Source organism: Methylobacterium sp. NMS14P (assembly GCF_028583545.1).
In the GTDB taxonomy this organism is placed as follows: domain Bacteria; phylum Pseudomonadota; class Alphaproteobacteria; order Rhizobiales; family Beijerinckiaceae; genus Methylobacterium.
The window spans coordinates 6181265-6196894 of sequence record NZ_CP087106.1 but is presented as its reverse complement, the minus strand read 5'-3'; the positions used below and the strand labels follow the sequence as shown (position 1 = coordinate 6196894).

Here is a 15630-nt window from a genome sequence, read left to right as displayed (position 1 = left end):
GCCAACCTTCGCTTTCCCGCGGGGGCTCTAGCCGAGAACATCTGGCACGCCAAGCACGGCAGATTCGCGACAGCGCGATGGCGCCCGGCGGGCGGATGCGCGGCCAAGGGCCCGCAAAATTCCCGCAAGCATCGCGCGGCCCGTGGCGCGACCTTCGACAGCATTGCGTGCCGTCCAGAAGGTCGATCGGGCCCGGGTTCGGAAAAATCCGGGGATCTCGGGCCACGCGCCGGTGCAACGCGGTTAATTTTACCTTACCGTGATCCTTCGACGCGGGAGGATCGACTGTGCCGACGCGGCGCCTCGCCCAGAAGATCAGTGGTCGCGCGTCCGCGATCGCGACGGTGCTCTCGGGACTGGCGGGTATCGCGAGCCCGGCCCGCGCCAGCGAGATCGACACGCTGCTGTTCGGCAGCCTCGACGCCGGCGGCGACACCTTCCTGACCGTCGGGGCGAAGGCCGGCCTCACGTCCCTCGCGCAGGAGGGCTTCGCCGCGGTGGCGAGCGCCGGTGGCGGAGGGCGCGCGGAGCGCGGGGCGGACGGCCCCCGCGTGCGCTACACCGTCGCCGCCGCCGCTCTCGCCGGCTACCAGTGGTTCTTCGACTGGGGCGTGGTCGCGGCCTATGCCGGGCCCGAGATCGCGCGGGAGGTGCTGATCGCGGGACCGCAGCGCGACGCCCTCCCGACCCGGTTCGGGGTGCGACTGCACGGCGAGGTCTGGGCGCGCCCGACCGAGGCGACGCTGCTGCAGGCCAGTGCCGTCGCGGGTTCGACCCGCGACAGCCTGTGGGCGCGCCTCGCCTGGGGCTACCGGTTCTGGGAGACCTATCTCGGCCCCGAGGCCGCGCTCTACACGGACGGGACCGGCTACGCGAAGTGGAGTTTCGGCCTCCACGGCACCGACTTCGCCCTCGGCCGGTACAGCTTCCGGGCGTCGGCGGGCCTCCAGTCCGAGAGCGGCCGGGGTCGGGCCTGCCCCTACGTGACCCTGTCGGTCTGGTCGCCCCTCTGATCGGCCGCCGGTCGGGCCTCGAGGGCGTCGAGGAACGCGGCGGCGTCGCGGCGGATCTCGGCGCGGCGCCCGTCGCCGAGGCCGCGGAGCGTCCGGTACGGCATGGCCAGGCGCTGATTGCCCGCCAGCCGGTCCTCGTTCTCGATGAGGAAGTTCCAGTAGAGATAGTTGAACGGGCAGGCGTCCGGCCCGGCCTTGACCTTCACGTCGTACGCGCAGGACGCGCAGTAGTCGGACATCCGGTCGATGTAGGCACCCGAGGCCGCGTAGGGCTTCGAGCCCATGACGCCGCCGTCGGCCCACAGCACCATGCCGTGGACGTTGGGCAGTTCGACCCATTCGTAGGCGTCTGCGAACACGATCAGGTACCATTCCTCAACCTGCGCCGGGTCGAGGCCGGCGATGAGGGCGAAGTTGCCGGTGACCATCAGGCGCTGGATGTGGTGGGCGTAGGCGTGGGCGCGCGTCTCCGCGACGACCTGCGCGACGCAGTTCAGCGCCGTCTCACCCGACCAGTAGAACCACGGCAGGTCGCGGCCCGCGCCGAGGGCGTTGCTGTCCCGGTAGGCGGGCATCCGCGCCCAGTAGAGGCCGCGCACGTATTCCCGCCAGCCGAGGATCTGCCGGATGAAGCCCTCGACGCAGTGGAGCGGCGCCGCGCCGTCGCGGTAGGCGCGCTCGGCGGCCCAGCACACCTCCTCGGCGGTGAGCAGCCCGGCGTTGAGGGCGGGCGACAGGAGCGCGTGGTACAGGAACGGCGCGCCGGTCTTCATCGCGTCCTGATAGTCGCCGAAGGTCGGCAGGGCGTCGGCCAGGAAGTGCCGGAGCGCCGCGAGGGCGTCGGCCCGGGTCACCGGCCAGGAGAAGCCCGTGAGATCGCCGAAATGGTCGCCGAACTCCGCCTCCACGAGGGCGATGGCCTCGCGCGTCACGGAATCGGGCTGGAAGCCGATCCGGTCCGGGGGGCGATGGCCCCTGGGCAGGCGCTTGCGGTTCTCGGGATCGTAGTTCCAGCGGCCGCCCGCGGGCTCGCCGTCGTCCATCAGGAGGCCGGTCCGGCGCCGCATGCCCCGGTAGAAGGTCTCCATACGCAGATGATGCCGGCCCTCCGCCCAGCGGGCGAAATCCGCCCGCGGGCACAGGAAGCGGTTGTCGGCGCGGATCTCGACCGGGACCTCCAGGGTCTCGCGCCAGTCCTGCATCATCTCCCAGACGCGCCACTCGCCCGGCTCGGTCACCACGACCCGCTCCGGCCGGTGGCGCGCGACGGCGCGCTCCAGCTCGCCGGTGAAGCTGCCCGTGTTGCCGGCGTCGGCCAGGCGCACGTAGTCGACCGCGAGGCCTTCCGCCTCCAGCTCGGCCGCGAAGTGGCGCATGGCGGCGAACAGGAAGGCGATCTTCTGCTTGTGGTGACGGACGTAGGTCGCCTCGTCCCGGACCTCGACGATCAGCACGACGTCGCGCTCGGCATCGAGGTCGACGAGGCTCGACACCCGGCGGGTCAGCTGATCGCCGAGGACGAAGCGCAGCGTTCCGGACGTTGCGGCGGCGCCGCGGCGTCTCCCGGCCATGCCTCAGACCGCGCCGGGCCGGGCGGAGCGGATGCCATCCGCGGCGCGGGCGCGGGTCGCGGCGCGGACGATGCCCCCGGTCCCGCCGTCGATGCTCACCCGAACCACGCTGTTCCCCCTTGCCACCGACATCGGCCCATTCAAGGTAAGGCCGGGGACGCCGCCGGGCAGGCGGCGGATCCGCGCCCTCCACGTGCACAAGGTCGCAGGCGGCAAGCATGAAGTTCGCGTTCGCCGGCATCGACTTCCTCGGCGGGGTCTTCGAGGGACTGCTGGACGCCGGCTGGACGCCGGTGAAGCTGTTCACGCGCCCCTGCGACGGGGTCTACGACCATAACGAGGTCATCGTCGCCCGCGCCCGATCCCTGCGGCTGCCGATCCAGCTCTCCCGGATCCGCGAGCGGGACATCGAGGCGCTGCAGGCCGAGCACGGCCGGGACTGGGCGCTCGTGGTCGCGGGCTATCCCTGGCTCATCAAGGGCTGGAAGGGCCGCGCCGCCTACGGCCTCAACTTCCACCCCTCCCCGCTCCCGACGGGCCGGGGCCCCTACCCGCTGTTCCGGGCCGTCCTCGACCGCTACGAGACCTGGGGCATGACCGCCCACGTGCTCGCCGACGGGTTCGACACCGGCGATATCCTGGCACAGGAGATCTTCGCCCTCAGCCCCCGCGAGAGCCACGAGACGCTGCTCGCCAAGTGCCAGATGGCGGCGCGCCGCCTCGCCGCGGGCCCCCTCGGCCGCGACCTGCCCAACCGCTGGCGGCGCTCCGAGCCGCAGGGCGACGGCTCCTACTGGCCGCGCGCCACCGATGCAGACCGAACGCTCGACTTCCGGCAGGACGTCGAGACGGTCCTGCGCCGGGTGCGGGCCTTCGGCACGGTCGAGACGATCGCGCGGCTCGGGGATGCCCGGGTCTTCGTGGCGGAGGCGCAAGGGTGGCAGGAGCGCCACGCGCACACGCCCGGGGCGGTGGTGCACCGCCACCGCCGCCACGTCGTGGTGGCGGCAGTCGACGGTTACGTCCAGCTGACCCGCTGGTCGCCGGTCCCCCTCGCGGAGGCCGGCCAGGTCGGCCGCTGAGCGCCCCGGACGGGAACCGAAGCGCGGACCCTGATGTTTCCGGCGGCCCGGGAATTCATGCCCGGGCACCACGGGAGTCCGCCATGTCGACCCGCGCCAGCCTCGCCGCAGCCCTCGGGTTCGCCGCACTGTTCACCGGCTCCGCCTTCGCGCAGGCGGTGATCGTGACACCCGACGAATTCGGCCCCGACGACGACGTCGTGGTGCGCGACTACATCGTGCGCAGGCCGGTAGGCCCCGGACCGATCGTCGGATCGATCCCTCTGCGGCCTGGCAGCATCGTGCCGCCCGACGTGCGGCTCGCGCCCTTCACGGAGGCCCCGAACCCGCGCCTGCGCCGATTCGGCTACTTCGTGGCGCCGGGCGACAAGATCGTGGTCGTCGATCCCGACACCCGCGCGGTGGTGCGCATCCTCGACCGCTGACGACGGACGGCGGCGCTCACCAATCGCTGAGCGCCGCGCGCTTCCAGCGGTCGGGCGCGACGCAGCGGTACTCGTACGCCTCGTCCCAAGCGTGGTCTCCGGGTGTGCAGGGCGCGCGGCTGCTCGCGGGCGGCCGCGGCAGGCTCTCGCGGAGGGAGGCGGCCTGGATCTGCCCGCTGTCGCTCACGCGCACGACCGGCCCGGCCGCCGTACCGTAGACCAGATCGCGCCCGTCGAAGCCGAGGCTGCGCGAGAAGCCGCCCTCGCGGTCGCCGTCTAGCCCGATCGCCTGCCCGGCCGCGAGCAGCATCGGGACGCCGGTGAAGCGCGCGGCGGCGGCGTCGATCCCGATGCCGTAGGTGCCCTCCCCCTGGAACGAGATCGCCCGGTCGGTGATGGAGCCGGTGAGGTTGCCCATGAGGATCCCGTAGCCGGTATGGGCGCCGGGCACGCCGCCGGTGGAGATCTGCAGACCGACCCGCTGGCGGTTGCGGTCAGTGGTCGGGGACTGCGCCGAGACGTCGATCTCGGCGCCGATGCAGGAGGCCACAGGATCGGCCTCGTCGGTCATGTCGACACAGTTGAAGTTCCCGGCCCAGGAGGGCCCGACCGGTCCCAACCCGTTGGGTTCCTTGAAGATCGTGCCGTTGACGGCGACGTTCTGCGCACCCGTGCTGGCGAGGGCGCGGTTGTGCAGCTCGCCCGTGATCGTCCACTCGTAGCCGGCATTGTGCGGGCCGGTGGACCCGAGCGCCCAGAGCGCCTTGTAGGTGTGGGTGGCCTCCCCCGACCCTTCCGGCACGTGCCGGTCGACCCGCAGGGTCGAGACCGGATCGAAGCCCTGCGGGCGGTTCCAGAGGAAGACGTGGCCGCCGTCCAGACCGGGCACCCCCGTCCCCTGCACGCTGCGCGAGAAGTTCGGCGGCCACGGCTGCGGTGCGGAAGCCGGATCCGGCGCGGGCGCGGGCGCGTCACGGGGCGGCTGTGCGGGCGCCTCGGCGCCGGCGAGCGTCGGCAGGCCGATCGCGAGGAACGCCAACAGGGCCGTGCCGGGGCGGTTGCGCATGATCGTCTCCGGACGTCCTCTCGGCACGGCCTCTCCCGGGAACGCACTGGCAGAGGCCGCCCGATCGACCAGATAGGTTTCAGGATCGCATCGGCGACGCCGGCCCCGGATCGCCGCGGATATGACGCCCGTCACCCCCTGGAGGGATCCGATGACCGCCCTGAAATTCCTGCGCACATGGTTCCTGGTGTCGATCCCGCTCGGTCTCCTGATCGGCCGCTTCATCAAGGCCGGCGAGGGACCGCCGCGGGAAGACCGGCGGTGAATACCGGAGAGTGGATCGATAGACCGGACGCGACTTGCTGTTCTCTGGCGCCGGAGCCGATCATCAATAACATGTTAGCAAATCCGGCGCATTTTTTACTGATATCGCGCCATACCGGCCGACCTGGGCAGGAAATTCGGCCGTGTCCCGCAACGCCAGCCCCCCTGCCGCCTTCGTGGAACGCCGGGCGACCGAGCGGAAATCCACCGCCCTGCTGGCCTTCGCCCAACATCGGGACGGCGCTCGCTATCCCTGCCAGGTCAAGAACATCTCCGATCGCGGCGCGATGCTGGAATTCCTCGGTTCGCAGGCGGTGCTGCTGGAGGACGTGTTCGACCTCGTGTTGGCGAGCGCCGAGATGCGCTACGCGGTCCAGCTCGTCTGGCGCAAGGAGCGGACGGTCGGCGTCCTGTTCTGCGGCGACGCGGTGTGAGACGGGGGGCCGCCGAGCTCAGACCGCGAGCGTCGCCATCAACGTGAGCCCGACGGCCGGCAGCGCGAGGGCCAGGACCGCGAGGGTGTCGAGCGGCGCCGGACGGCTCGCCGCGAGCCAGCGATGCTCGGCGAACTTCTCGGCCGCGAACCCCGCGAGAACGAGGCCGCAGCCGATGGACATGACAAGCGCGGACATGAACCGGCCCTTTTTCGCAACGCCGCGCGGAGGGTGCGCCTGACGGAAGTACCCGCGGCGCGGCCATAAAGTTCACCGCGCGGCCGGTGCCCGCGCGAAAAAGGGCCGCGCGCCGCGGAGCGCCCGCGAAGGCGCTCACGCATTGCACGCCTCGACCTGCCGGCACGGGGCCGCGCCTCCCCGCGGCGCAGGGGTTGCAATCCCGCGCAGATCCGTCGAGGCGGGAGCCCAGCGTCCTCGACGGGGTCGCGGGCGGCGGGAGGCCGGAACCTGTGAAGACGAGCGGCAACGGCGTGGCCGTGGGACACGATGGCTGGCTGTACTGGGTCGGACGCGCCCGCGAGGTCGAAGCCTTCTACGGCGAGACCGCGACCTCGCGGCGGATCCTGAAGCGCTGGACGCGGCTCATCGGACGGCGGGCGCGCCGCCTCGACGGCCTCGGGATCCGGCACGTGCACACCGTCGTCCCCGACAAGCTGGCGATCTATCCGGACCTGCTCGGTCGCCCCTTCCCGGGACTCGACGATCCGCCGGGGATCCGGCTCGCCCGGCTGGTCGCCGGGAACAGCGGGGCCCCGATGGTCGACCTGCAGACGCCGCTCCTGGCGGCGCGGGTCGAGGAGCCCGTCTACCTGCGGACGGACACGCACTGGACCTACCGGGGCTACCTGACGGCGTACCGCGCGCTCTGCGAGGCCCTGGACGCGCCGGCCGCCGCGCACGTCTTCGCCGGAACCAGCGTGACCGAGCGCTTCACCTTCGATCTCGGCGAGAAGCTCGTCCCCCCGGTCGACGAGGCCTACGTCGCCTACGACTTCCCGCGGCGCGCGGTGCGGACCGACGCGAACGCGCTGGTGGCGGTGCGGGAATCGGGACGGGCCGTGCGTGCGCGCGGACTGTTCGTCGGATCCCGCGTCGTCCTGGGGAACAAGGAAGCGCCGGACCCGCGGCGGGTGGTGCTGTTCGGCGATTCCTACATCTACAGCCCGGGTGCCCGCCTCACCGCGATGCTGGCCGAGACCTTCGGGGAGGTTCACGCGATCTGGTCGGCGAATATCGACTGGGCCTACGTCGAGGACGTCCGGCCCGACATCGTGATCTTCGAGATCGCCGAGCGGTTCCTGCGACAGGTTCCGAACGACCGGATCCGCATCGATCGCTTCGCGGCGGCGCGGGCGCGCCGGGCCGTCAGCCCGACGCTCCGCGAGCGGATCCGTCGCTGGCTGCGCTGAGCCCCTGGCGGGCGCCTCGAATAGCGAGAGCCCCGCCGCGATGCGGCGGGGCTCTGGTCCGTCAGGACGTGCGACGGCTCAGTAGCCGCGGCCGTAATAGCCCGGGCCCCGATCGAAGGCGCCCGCCGCGGCGGCACCGGCGGCCGCGCCCGCGATGCCGAGGCCGACCGCGGCCCCGGTCGACAAACCGCGGTGACGCCGGGAGCCGAAATCGCGCCGCGGGCCGTAGCCGCGATCGTAGCCGCGGCCGTAGCCGTAGCCGTGGTGGCCGCCGTAACCGTAGCCATAGCCCTGCGCCTGGGCGCCGGTGGCGCCGAGCGCGCCGAGGGACAGGGTGACGGCGGAGATGAGAGCGAGCTTGCGCATCGGTGACTCCTTCGCAGTTGCGTTGGGAGCCCAACCCAAAGCGCAACCAGGGGTTCCGATATTCGTGTGGGCGGAACGGCAACCGCGCCGGGTATCGGGAGGGACGCTCGCGGATGGGGTGAGCGCGCGGAGACGCGAACCCAGGGCGTGTAGATTACCCATGCGCGCGCCGCGACACTGCAGCACCCCTGCGCACCAGGCATCTCTGGACTACCGCACCGAAGCGGACGCGCTGGGAGCTGCGCCGATGCACGCCTTCATCCGCGCCGCCGTCGCTCTCGACGGGACCCTGGCTGACTTATCTACCGTCCTGACGCTCGTCACAGCGATGGCATAGGCTTCAACCGCTACACGGCAGGCCTGCACGCCGGCCTCGGCAAAAAGCCGCGCTGCGTGCACCAGGGCGGCCTGCACGATGCTGTCCTGCACAGGGCCGGGGCCGACTTCGACCACGGCATGCGCCGAACGCCCGCAGACGTTGGCGGCACCGTGGTGATGCCGTGCTCCGCCTCACCGTCACGCCTTCGCGGCTGCGCAGTCGAACTTCGCCGCACCTCGACCGTTCCAGTGCTGCAGCAGCACGGACAACCGCATGACCCGCACCACGATGGCGCTCGCCGGCACCCTCAGTCTCGTCCTGGCCGGCCCCGCCGCAGCCCAGGTGGTCACGGGAGGTGCCGGCAACACCGGCGTGACACCGCCGTCCAGCACGGGTGGGGCAACCCCTGGCGCCCGAGATCTTGGCCCGAGCCCGATCACTCGCGGCAATGAGGCCAACCCCAGCAACACACCCGTGCCCGGCACGACGCCGGGCGTGAACATCGGCGGCACGCCGACCGGCGGCCCTCCTGGAACCGGCGGCACGTCAGGTGGTCCGTCGCTCGGCAGGTGATCCGCTCAGCCCGCCCCGATCGGCTCACGGGACGGGGGAGCGCCTGATCTCACCAGCGCGGGAACCGCGCCGATACGCGACGCGGCCCGCGAGCGGGATGCTCGGGCTCGGTCAGGGGGCCGCCACCGATGGCGGTCCGGGGCTGTCACGGGCTCGGGCCGGCTCGGACCGCAGAGTGCCACCCCTGTGCGACCCGGGCTCCCCGCGGGAAAGCACCGAATTGTCAGGCTGCTCGAAAAGTCTGATTCTTCCGGGAGGATGGTGAGCGCGCTGGGACTCGAACCCAGGACCTACAGATTAAAAGTCCGTTGCTCTACCAGCTGAGCTACGCGCTCGCGTCCCGGGCCGCGCGGCGGCCCGTCGGGGACGGCGCGTCCGCAATAGGTGAGCGGGCCCGGGGGGTCAACACGAGGGAGGTGGACAACCCTCAGGCCGCGTCGCCGCGGGTCCGCTCCACGATGCCCCGGGCCTCGTCGAAGGCCGCGTCCGCGTCGAGTTCGGTGGTGTCGAGGCGGACCGCGTCGTCGGCCATGCGCAGGGGCGCGGCGCTGCGCGAGGCGTCCCGGGCGTCGCGGGCCTCGATGTCGGCCAGGATCGCCGCGAAGGTCGCCGCGTCGCCGCGGCCGGCCAGCTCCCGGTGGCGACGGCGGGCGCGCTCCTCGGACGAGGCGGTGATGAACAGCTTCACCGAGGCCTCGGGGCAGACCACCGTGCCGATGTCGCGCCCGTCGAGCACCGCCCCCTGCGGGTCGGCGGCGAAGCGGCGCTGCCACGCGAGCAGGCCGGCGCGGACCTCGGGCACCGACGACACGCGGGAGGCTGCCTCGCCCATGGCTCGCTCGCGCAGGCGCGGATCGTCGAGCCGGTCGGCGTCGAGGGCCTGGGCCGCCCGCGCCGCGGCCGCGCCATCGTCCAGCGACAGGCCGGCATCGATCAGCGCCAGAGCCACGGCCCGGTAGAGGAGCCCGGTATCGAGATGCGGCAGGCCGTAATGGTCGGCCAGACGCTTGGCGAGGGTGCCCTTGCCGGACGCGGCCGGTCCGTCGATCGCGATGACGAGCGGCATGGCGGTCACGCCTCGATCCGGCCGCCGAGGGCGTGCATGGTCGGAAGGAAGCTCGGGAAGCTCGTGGCGATCATCGCGCCGTCATCCACCGTCACCGGATCCCGCGCCGCGAGCCCCATCACCAGGAACGCCATGGCGATGCGGTGGTCGAGATGGGTCGCGACCGTCCCGCCGCCGGGCGCCGCCGCGCCGTCACCCTCGACAACGAGGTCGTCGCCCTCGACCGTGTGGCGAACGCCGTTGGCCGCGAGCCCGGCCGCCACGGCGGCGAGGCGGTCCGATTCCTTCACCCGCAGCTCGTGCAGACCGTTCATCCGGGTCCGACCCTCGGCGAAGCTCGCCGCCACCGCCAGCACCGGGTACTCGTCGATCATCGCGGGCGCCCGCTCGGCCGGGACGTCGACGCCGGTCAGGCGGCTCGCGCGCACGCGCAGGTCGGCCACGGTCTCGCCGCCCTCCTCCCGCTCGGCCACGCGCTCGATCTGCGCGCCCATCTCCAAGAGCGTCGTGATCAGCCCGATGCGCAGCGGGTTCATCATCACGCCCTCGATCACCACGTCGGAGCCGGGCACGATCAGCGCCGCCACCAGAGGGAACGCCGCCGAGGACGGGTCGGCCGGCACCACCACGTCGGTGCCGCGCAGCGTCGGCTGGCCCGTCAGCGCGACCTTGCGGCCGTGGCCGCCCGGACCGTGCGGCTCGACGCTGACCGCGGCGCCGAACAGGCGCAGCATCCGCTCGGTGTGGTCGCGGGTCGCGGCCGCCTCGATCACAGTGGTGACGCCGGGGGCGTTGAGGCCGGCCAGCAGCACCGCCGACTTGATCTGCGCCGAGGCCGCCGGGGTCTCGTAGGTGATCGGGATCGCCTCCCTGGGACCCCGCAGTGTCAGGGGCACCCGGCCGCCCTCGGCCTCGGCGAGGACCTGCGTGCCCATCCGGATGAGCGGGTCGAGAATGCGGCGCATCGGCCGCGAGCGCAGCGAGGCGTCGCCGTCGAAGGTCGCGGTCACCGGCTGTCCGCCGACCACACCCATCATCAGCCGGGAGCCGGTGCCGGCATTGCCGAAATCGAGCACGTCGGCCGGATCGCCGAGGCCGCCGATGCCGACGCCCCGGACCCGCCAGCTTCCGGGCCCGAGGCGCTCGACGCCCGCCCCGAGCGCCTTCGCGGCGGCGGCGGTGCGCAGGACGTCGTCGCCCTCCAGCAGCCCTTCGACCCGCGTCTCGCCCTGGCTGAGCAGGCCGAGGATCATGGACCGGTGCGAGATCGACTTGTCGCCGGGCGGGCGCAGGCGGCCGCGCAGCGGGGCGCCCGGCGCGGCGGTGAGGGGCTGGGGACTCGAATCGTGCGACACGGGACGTCCGTTCGGGCTCTGAGACGTGGGCCTGGATCCGGCGCGTCGCGCGGCCGTGCCGCGGCGCTGCAATCGGATGGTGAGATCGCCGCGCGGTTAACACGAGCACCGCCCGCCGTCATCCATCCGTTGCCCGCGCCGATCCCCGGACGCCGGCCACCGGTGCGCGCCGCCCGGAACGCCCTGCGCGGGCTCGATTGACAGGGGCCATCACCGCGACTAACGGGGCGCCTCCCCCGAGACAGTACTGACGACGAGGTGTCCGCCCGTGGCCCGACCGGAACTTGGCTTGAAGCGCCAGTGCATGAGCTGCGGCGCGAAGTTCTACGACCTCGCCCGCGATCCCGCCGTCTGCCCGAAATGCGGCGCGACCTATCAGGCGGTGGCCACCTCCAGCCGTGCGGCGCCCCCAACGCTGTCGCGGGCCCCGGCCAACACCGACGATGAGGACGAGACGGACGAGAAGGGGCCGGAAATGGTCTCCCTCGACGAGGTCGAAGCCGCCGAGGACGACGCGGATCCGACGCCCGAGGACGAGACGGTCGAGGACGGGGATTCCTCCGACGACGACACCTTCCTGGAGGAAGAGGATTCCGGCGACGACGACGTCTCCGACCTGATCGACGGCGATATCGAGAACGACGAGGAGGGCTGAGGCGGCCTCCGCCTCCCCGACCGGAACCCCCTGCAAAAAACCCCCGGCGGGAGCGTAAAAAGGGGGTTGAGTCCGCGATCCGAGCCGCCTATAGAACCGGCCTCGCCGGCCGCGACCCGGAGCGGCGAGACCCCGCGGTACCCAAACCGCGGTGGGTGAAAAAGTGGGGCCTTAGCTCAGCTGGGAGAGCGCTTCCATGGCATGGAAGAGGTCATCGGTTCGATCCCGTTAGGCTCCACCATCCCACCCTCGCGCGACGCGGCCCGCCCCGGGACGCGAACCGCTGTTAAAAATATGGGGCCTTAGCTCAGCTGGGAGAGCGCTTCCATGGCATGGAAGAGGTCATCGGTTCGATCCCGTTAGGCTCCACCATTCCTCTCGCGCGACGCGGCCATCCCGGCCTTCCGCACTTTGAGGCAAGTCCCCACAGCACCGTCCTTGCGAGCGGAGCGAAGCCATCCAGTCGGCGCGACGACCGAGATCGCGCGGTCCCGGGTCACCTCGCTGTGCTCGTGATGACGGTGAGGACACCGCCCGAGGGCTTCAAGCGGAAACCGTCTTGGCCGATCGGGCCCGCATCCGGACACGCTGTACCGATCCGGCTCAGCGGGTCAGATGCCCCAGCGGCAGGGCGGTGGTGTACTTCACCTGCCCCAGGGCGAAGCTCGAGCGGATGTTGGCCACGCCGGGGATGCGTGTGAGGTGATCGAGGACGAGCTTCTGGTACTGGCCCAGATCCTCGACCACGACCCGGAGCATGTAGTCGGCCTCGCCGCTCATCAGGTAGCACTCCATCACCTCCGGGCGGCCGCGCACCGCCTCGTCGAACGCCCGGAGCGCGGCCTGGGTCTGCTTCTCCAGCGACACGTGGACGAACACGTTGACCGCGAGCCCGAGACTCAGCGGGTCGACCACCGCCACGCAGCCGCGGATCACCCCCGCCTCCTTCAGGTCGTTGACGCGCCGCCAGCACGGCGACGTCGACAGGCCCACCCGCTCGGCGAGGTCCGCGATGCTGATCTCGCTGTCCTGCTGCAGGCATTCGAGGATGCGCAGGCTCGCGGCGTCGAGGGTGGCCGGACGTGCGGGCATGGGTTCTGTCTCCGGTCTCGAGCCGCTTCGCGCAGCCTCGCGAGATCCGACAGCCACCGCCACGACCCGGCATGATTTGCCGCCTATCGTCGGCGTCGCGGAATATCAATCCGCCTGCTGGGGCATTGCAGCAAATATTCGGCATGTCCCGCCGCAGCGATCCCCGTATGATCGCGCCAGCCAGGGAGGCCGCGCCGATGAACGCCATACCGCCGAAAGCCACGATCGCGCGGTCCGCCGAGGTCGATCACGACCCGGCCGAGACCCAGGACTGGCTCGCCGCGCTGGAATCGGTCTTCCGCACCGAGGGCGCGGCCCGGGCCCGCTTCATCCTCGACCGCCTGGAGCGGCGCTCGAAGGAGATTGGCATCCTCGACGAGGCCCTGCCCTACTCGCCTTACCGGAACACGATCGCGCTGGAGAAGCAGCCGCGCTACCCCGGCGACCTCGACATCGAGGAGCGCCTGACCTCGATCATGCGCTGGAACGCGCTCGCCATGGTGGTGCGCGCCAACATGGCCTACGGCGAGCTCGGCGGCCACGTGGCGAGCTACGCCTCGGCGGCGGAGCTGTTCGAGGTCGGGTTCAACCACTTCTTCAAGGGCGGCGCGGACGGCGACCTCGTCTATTTCCAGCCGCACTCGGCGCCGGGCGTCTACGCGCGGGCCTTCCTCGAGGGCCGCCTCTCCGAGGAGCAGCTGAAGCACTACCGCCAGGAGATCGCCGGCGACGGGCTGTGCTCCTACCCGCATCCCTGGCTGATGCCGGATTTCTGGCAGGTCCCGACCGGCTCCATGGGCATCGGCCCGATCCACGCGGTCTACCAGGCGCGGTTCATGCGCTACCTCGGCGACCGGGGCCTCGCCGACACCGGCGGCCGCCACGTCTGGGGCGTGTTCGGCGACGGCGAGATGGACGAGCCCGAATCGATCGGCGGCCTCGCCCTGGCGGCGCGCGAGAACCTCGACAACCTGACCTTCGTGATCAACTGCAACCTGCAGCGGCTCGACGGGCCGGTGCGCGGCAACGGCCAGATCATCCAGGAGCTGGAGAGCCTGTTCCGCGGCGCCGGCTGGAACGTCATCAAGGTGCTCTGGGGCTCGGAGTGGGACGGGATCTTCGCCCGCGACACCAACCACGCCCTGCTGCGCCGCTTCGCCGAGACGGTCGACGGCAAGTACCAGACGCTGGGCGCCAAGGACGGCGCCTACAACCTCGCCCACTTCTTCGGCGAGGATCCGGAGGTGCGCGAGCTCGTCGCCCACATGTCGGACGCCGACGTCGACCGGCTGAAGCGCGGCGGCCACGACTTCCGCAAGCTCTACGCGGCCTTCGCGGCCGCCAAGGCCACCAAGGGCCGGCCCACGGTGATCCTGGCCAAGACCAAGAAGGGCTACGGCATGGGCGGCGCGGGTGAGTCGCGCATGACCGCCCACCAGGCCAAGAAGCTCGACGTCGACGCGCTGCGCGCCTTCCGCGACCGGTTCGCCCTGCCGCTGTCGGACGCCCAGGTGGAGGGCCTGGCCTTCTACAAGCCGGCCGAGGACGGCGCCGAGATGCGCTACCTGCGCGAGCGCCGCGAGATGCTCGGCGGCGTCCTGCCGGCCCGCCGCCGCACGGCGCCGACCGTCGCGGTTCCGGCGCTCTCGACCTACGCGGGCTTCGCCCTCGAGGCCGGCGGCAAGGAGATGTCGACCACCACCGCGGTGGTGCGCCTGTTCGGCAATCTCCTGAAGCACAAGGATCTCGGGCCGCGCATCGTGCCGATCGTCGCCGACGAGGCGCGGACCTTCGGCATGGCCAACCTGTTCCGGCAGGTCGGGATCTACGCGCCGCAGGGGCAGCTCTACGAGCCCGAGGATGCCGGCTCGATGCTCTACTACCGCGAGGCCCGGGACGGACAGCTTCTGGAGGAAGGCATCACCGAGGCCGGGGCGATTTCGTCCTGGACGGCGGCGGCCACGTCCTACAGCGTCCACGGCCTCTCGATGCTGCCGTTCTACATCTACTACTCGATGTTCGGCTTCCAGCGGGTCGGCGACCTGATCTGGGCGGCGGCCGACCAGCGGGCCCGCGGCTTCCTGATCGGCGCCACGGCCGGCCGCACGACGCTCGGCGGCGAGGGCCTGCAGCACCAGGACGGGTCGAGCCACATGCAGGCGGCCGCGATCCCGAACTGCCGGGCCTACGACCCGGCCTTCGCGTACGAGATGGCGGTGATCGTCGACCGGGGCGCCCGGGCGATGATGGAGGAGGGCGAGGACGCCTTCTACTACCTCACGGCGATGAACGAGAACTACGCCCAGCCCTCCATGCCGCACGGGGCGGAGGCCGGGATCCTGAAGGGCATGTACCGGCTGTCGGGGCCTGAGGCGGGGAGCGCCGCCGTGCGGCTCCTCGGCTCCGGGGCGATCCTGCCAGAGGTGATCGCCGCGGCGGCGCTGCTCGCGCAGGATTTCGGCGTCGCGGCCGAGGTGTTCAGCGTGACGAGCTTCAGCGAGCTGGCCCGCGACGCCCGCGAGGTCGAGCGGCAGGCGATGCTCAACCCGGAGGCCGAGGCGCCGGTCAGCCACGTGGCGGCGCTGCTGCCGGGCACGGCGCCGATCGTCGCGGCGAGCGACTACGTCCGGGCCTACCCGCAGCTGATCGCCTCCTATGTCGGCGCGCGCTTCGTCGCCCTCGGCACCGACGGGTTCGGCCGCAGCGACACCCGCAACGCGCTCCGTCGGTTCTTCGAGGTCGACCGGCAGCACGTCGTCATCGCCGCCCTGCACGCCCTCGCCGAGGCCGGCAGCGTGCCGCGCGCCACCGTGGCAGACGCCATCCGCCGCTACGGCATCGCGGCGGACGCGCCGGCGCCCTGGACGATCTGAGGCCGCGCGCCCCCTCAAGGGGCGCCGCCCGTCCCACCCCCTCTCC

At 71.9% G+C, this 15630-nt stretch carries 15 protein-coding genes and 3 tRNA genes; 10 read left to right on the top strand and 8 right to left on the bottom strand.

All coding sequences use genetic code 11. From position 1 onward, the window contains the following. The first annotated feature begins 287 nt into the window (after positions 1–287). Positions 288–1013, top strand: coding sequence for a cellulose biosynthesis protein BcsS (gene bcsS, locus LOK46_RS29480; protein WP_273561827.1), 726 nt, complete (start codon positions 288–290; stop codon positions 1011–1013). On the opposite strand, the gene LOK46_RS29475 is transcribed toward bcsS, so the two are convergent. Beyond that, positions 980–2584 carry a cryptochrome/photolyase family protein gene (locus LOK46_RS29475; protein ID WP_273561826.1) on the bottom strand — a complete coding sequence of 535 codons (1605 nt, stop codon included), beginning with the start codon at positions 2582–2584 and terminating at the stop codon, positions 980–982. The genes bcsS and LOK46_RS29475 overlap by 34 nt on opposite strands. A gap of 218 nt (positions 2585–2802) precedes the next feature. Here LOK46_RS29475 and LOK46_RS29470 point away from each other — a divergent pair, with 218 nt between their 5' ends. Together LOK46_RS29470 and LOK46_RS29465 are read left to right on the top strand one after the other, a co-directional pair. Further along, positions 2803–3666 carry a formyltransferase family protein gene (locus LOK46_RS29470; protein ID WP_273561825.1) on the top strand — a complete coding sequence of 288 codons (864 nt, stop codon included), beginning with the start codon at positions 2803–2805 and terminating at the stop codon, positions 3664–3666. Between the two features lie 83 nt (positions 3667–3749). Beyond that, positions 3750–4091: a hypothetical protein gene (locus tag LOK46_RS29465; RefSeq protein WP_273561824.1), complete on the top strand. Its 342-nt coding sequence runs from the start codon at positions 3750–3752 to the stop codon at positions 4089–4091. 16 nt (positions 4092–4107) lie between these two features. Here the strand turns inward: LOK46_RS29465 and LOK46_RS29460 are convergent, their stop codons facing one another. Then, a complete protein-coding gene (locus tag LOK46_RS29460; RefSeq protein WP_273561823.1) occupies positions 4108–5157 on the bottom strand; it encodes a hypothetical protein in 1050 nt (349 codons plus the stop codon). A gap of 407 nt (positions 5158–5564) precedes the next feature. Between LOK46_RS29460 and LOK46_RS29455 the strand changes: the two genes are divergently transcribed. Beyond that, complete coding sequence (locus LOK46_RS29455) at positions 5565–5855, top strand: PilZ domain-containing protein (protein WP_273561822.1); 291 nt, start codon at positions 5565–5567, stop codon at positions 5853–5855. An 18-nt stretch (positions 5856–5873) separates the two neighbouring features. Here the strand turns inward: LOK46_RS29455 and LOK46_RS29450 are convergent, their stop codons facing one another. After that, positions 5874–6053 carry a hypothetical protein gene (locus LOK46_RS29450; RefSeq protein WP_273561821.1) on the bottom strand — a complete coding sequence of 60 codons (180 nt, stop codon included), beginning with the start codon at positions 6051–6053 and terminating at the stop codon, positions 5874–5876. 272 nt (positions 6054–6325) lie between these two features. Here LOK46_RS29450 and LOK46_RS29445 point away from each other — a divergent pair, with 272 nt between their 5' ends. Further along, the gene (locus LOK46_RS29445; RefSeq protein WP_273561820.1) at positions 6326–7285 is read left to right on the top strand and encodes an alginate O-acetyltransferase AlgX-related protein; all 960 of its coding nucleotides are present in this window, start codon (positions 6326–6328) and stop codon (positions 7283–7285) included. A 78-nt stretch (positions 7286–7363) separates the two neighbouring features. On the opposite strand, the gene LOK46_RS29440 is transcribed toward LOK46_RS29445, so the two are convergent. Next, positions 7364–7651: a hypothetical protein gene (locus tag LOK46_RS29440; RefSeq protein WP_273561819.1), complete on the bottom strand. Its 288-nt coding sequence runs from the start codon at positions 7649–7651 to the stop codon at positions 7364–7366. 592 nt (positions 7652–8243) lie between these two features. Here LOK46_RS29440 and LOK46_RS29435 point away from each other — a divergent pair. Further along, positions 8244–8543: a hypothetical protein gene (locus tag LOK46_RS29435; protein WP_273561818.1), complete on the top strand. Its 300-nt coding sequence runs from the start codon at positions 8244–8246 to the stop codon at positions 8541–8543. Between the two features lie 259 nt (positions 8544–8802). Here LOK46_RS29435 and LOK46_RS29430 read toward each other — a convergent pair. From LOK46_RS29430 to aroA, 3 genes are all read right to left on the bottom strand, one after another. Beyond that, positions 8803–8878: transfer RNA gene (locus LOK46_RS29430), tRNA-Lys, on the bottom strand. Positions 8879–8970: 92 nt separating this feature from the next. Next, a complete protein-coding gene (gene cmk, locus LOK46_RS29425; RefSeq protein WP_273564715.1) occupies positions 8971–9609 on the bottom strand; it encodes a (d)CMP kinase in 639 nt (212 codons plus the stop codon). A 5-nt stretch (positions 9610–9614) separates the two neighbouring features. Continuing rightward, the gene (gene aroA / locus LOK46_RS29420) at positions 9615–10964 is read right to left on the bottom strand and encodes a 3-phosphoshikimate 1-carboxyvinyltransferase (RefSeq protein WP_273561817.1); all 1350 of its coding nucleotides are present in this window, start codon (positions 10962–10964) and stop codon (positions 9615–9617) included. A gap of 268 nt (positions 10965–11232) precedes the next feature. Here aroA and LOK46_RS29415 point away from each other — a divergent pair, with 268 nt between their 5' ends. The 3 genes from LOK46_RS29415 (at position 11233) to LOK46_RS29405 (ending at position 11991) form a co-directional block, all read left to right on the top strand. Further along, positions 11233–11619 (top strand): TIGR02300 family protein, encoded by a 387-nt coding sequence (locus LOK46_RS29415; RefSeq protein WP_273561816.1) that lies wholly within the window; start codon positions 11233–11235, stop codon positions 11617–11619. Positions 11620–11784: 165 nt separating this feature from the next. Next, positions 11785–11860 (top strand) — tRNA-Ala (locus tag LOK46_RS29410). A 55-nt stretch (positions 11861–11915) separates the two neighbouring features. Further along, a tRNA-Ala gene (locus tag LOK46_RS29405) sits at positions 11916–11991 on the top strand. A gap of 231 nt (positions 11992–12222) precedes the next feature. Here LOK46_RS29405 and LOK46_RS29400 read toward each other — a convergent pair. After that, entirely contained in the window at positions 12223–12711 is a 489-nt protein-coding gene (locus tag LOK46_RS29400) for an Lrp/AsnC family transcriptional regulator (RefSeq protein ID WP_273561815.1), read from the bottom strand. 197 nt (positions 12712–12908) lie between these two features. Here LOK46_RS29400 and mdeB point away from each other — a divergent pair, with 197 nt between their 5' ends. Further along, entirely contained in the window at positions 12909–15584 is a 2676-nt protein-coding gene (mdeB, locus tag LOK46_RS29395; RefSeq protein WP_273561814.1) for an alpha-ketoglutarate dehydrogenase, read from the top strand. Positions 15585–15630: the final 46 nt, after the last annotated feature.

Excerpts from the sequence above, each read along its gene's own strand:
- LOK46_RS29440 (WP_273561819.1), bottom strand. The coding sequence starts at position 7,651 with ATGCGCAAGCTCGCTCTCATCTCCGCCGTCACCCTGTCCCTCGGCGCG.
- LOK46_RS29465 (WP_273561824.1), top strand. The coding sequence starts at position 3,750 with ATGTCGACCCGCGCCAGCCTCGCCGCAGCCCTCGGGTTCGCCGCACTG.
- LOK46_RS29460 (WP_273561823.1), bottom strand. The coding sequence starts at position 5,157 with ATGCGCAACCGCCCCGGCACGGCCCTGTTGGCGTTCCTCGCGATCGGC.
- cmk (WP_273564715.1), bottom strand. The coding sequence starts at position 9,609 with ATGCCGCTCGTCATCGCGATCGACGGACCGGCCGCGTCCGGCAAGGGC.
- LOK46_RS29435 (WP_273561818.1), top strand. The coding sequence starts at position 8,244 with ATGACCCGCACCACGATGGCGCTCGCCGGCACCCTCAGTCTCGTCCTG.
- mdeB (WP_273561814.1), top strand. The coding sequence starts at position 12,909 with ATGAACGCCATACCGCCGAAAGCCACGATCGCGCGGTCCGCCGAGGTC.
- LOK46_RS29400 (WP_273561815.1), bottom strand. The coding sequence starts at position 12,711 with ATGCCCGCACGTCCGGCCACCCTCGACGCCGCGAGCCTGCGCATCCTC.
- LOK46_RS29475 (WP_273561826.1), bottom strand. The coding sequence starts at position 2,584 with ATGGCCGGGAGACGCCGCGGCGCCGCCGCAACGTCCGGAACGCTGCGC.
- LOK46_RS29470 (WP_273561825.1), top strand. The coding sequence starts at position 2,803 with ATGAAGTTCGCGTTCGCCGGCATCGACTTCCTCGGCGGGGTCTTCGAG.
- LOK46_RS29450 (WP_273561821.1), bottom strand. The coding sequence starts at position 6,053 with ATGTCCGCGCTTGTCATGTCCATCGGCTGCGGCCTCGTTCTCGCGGGG.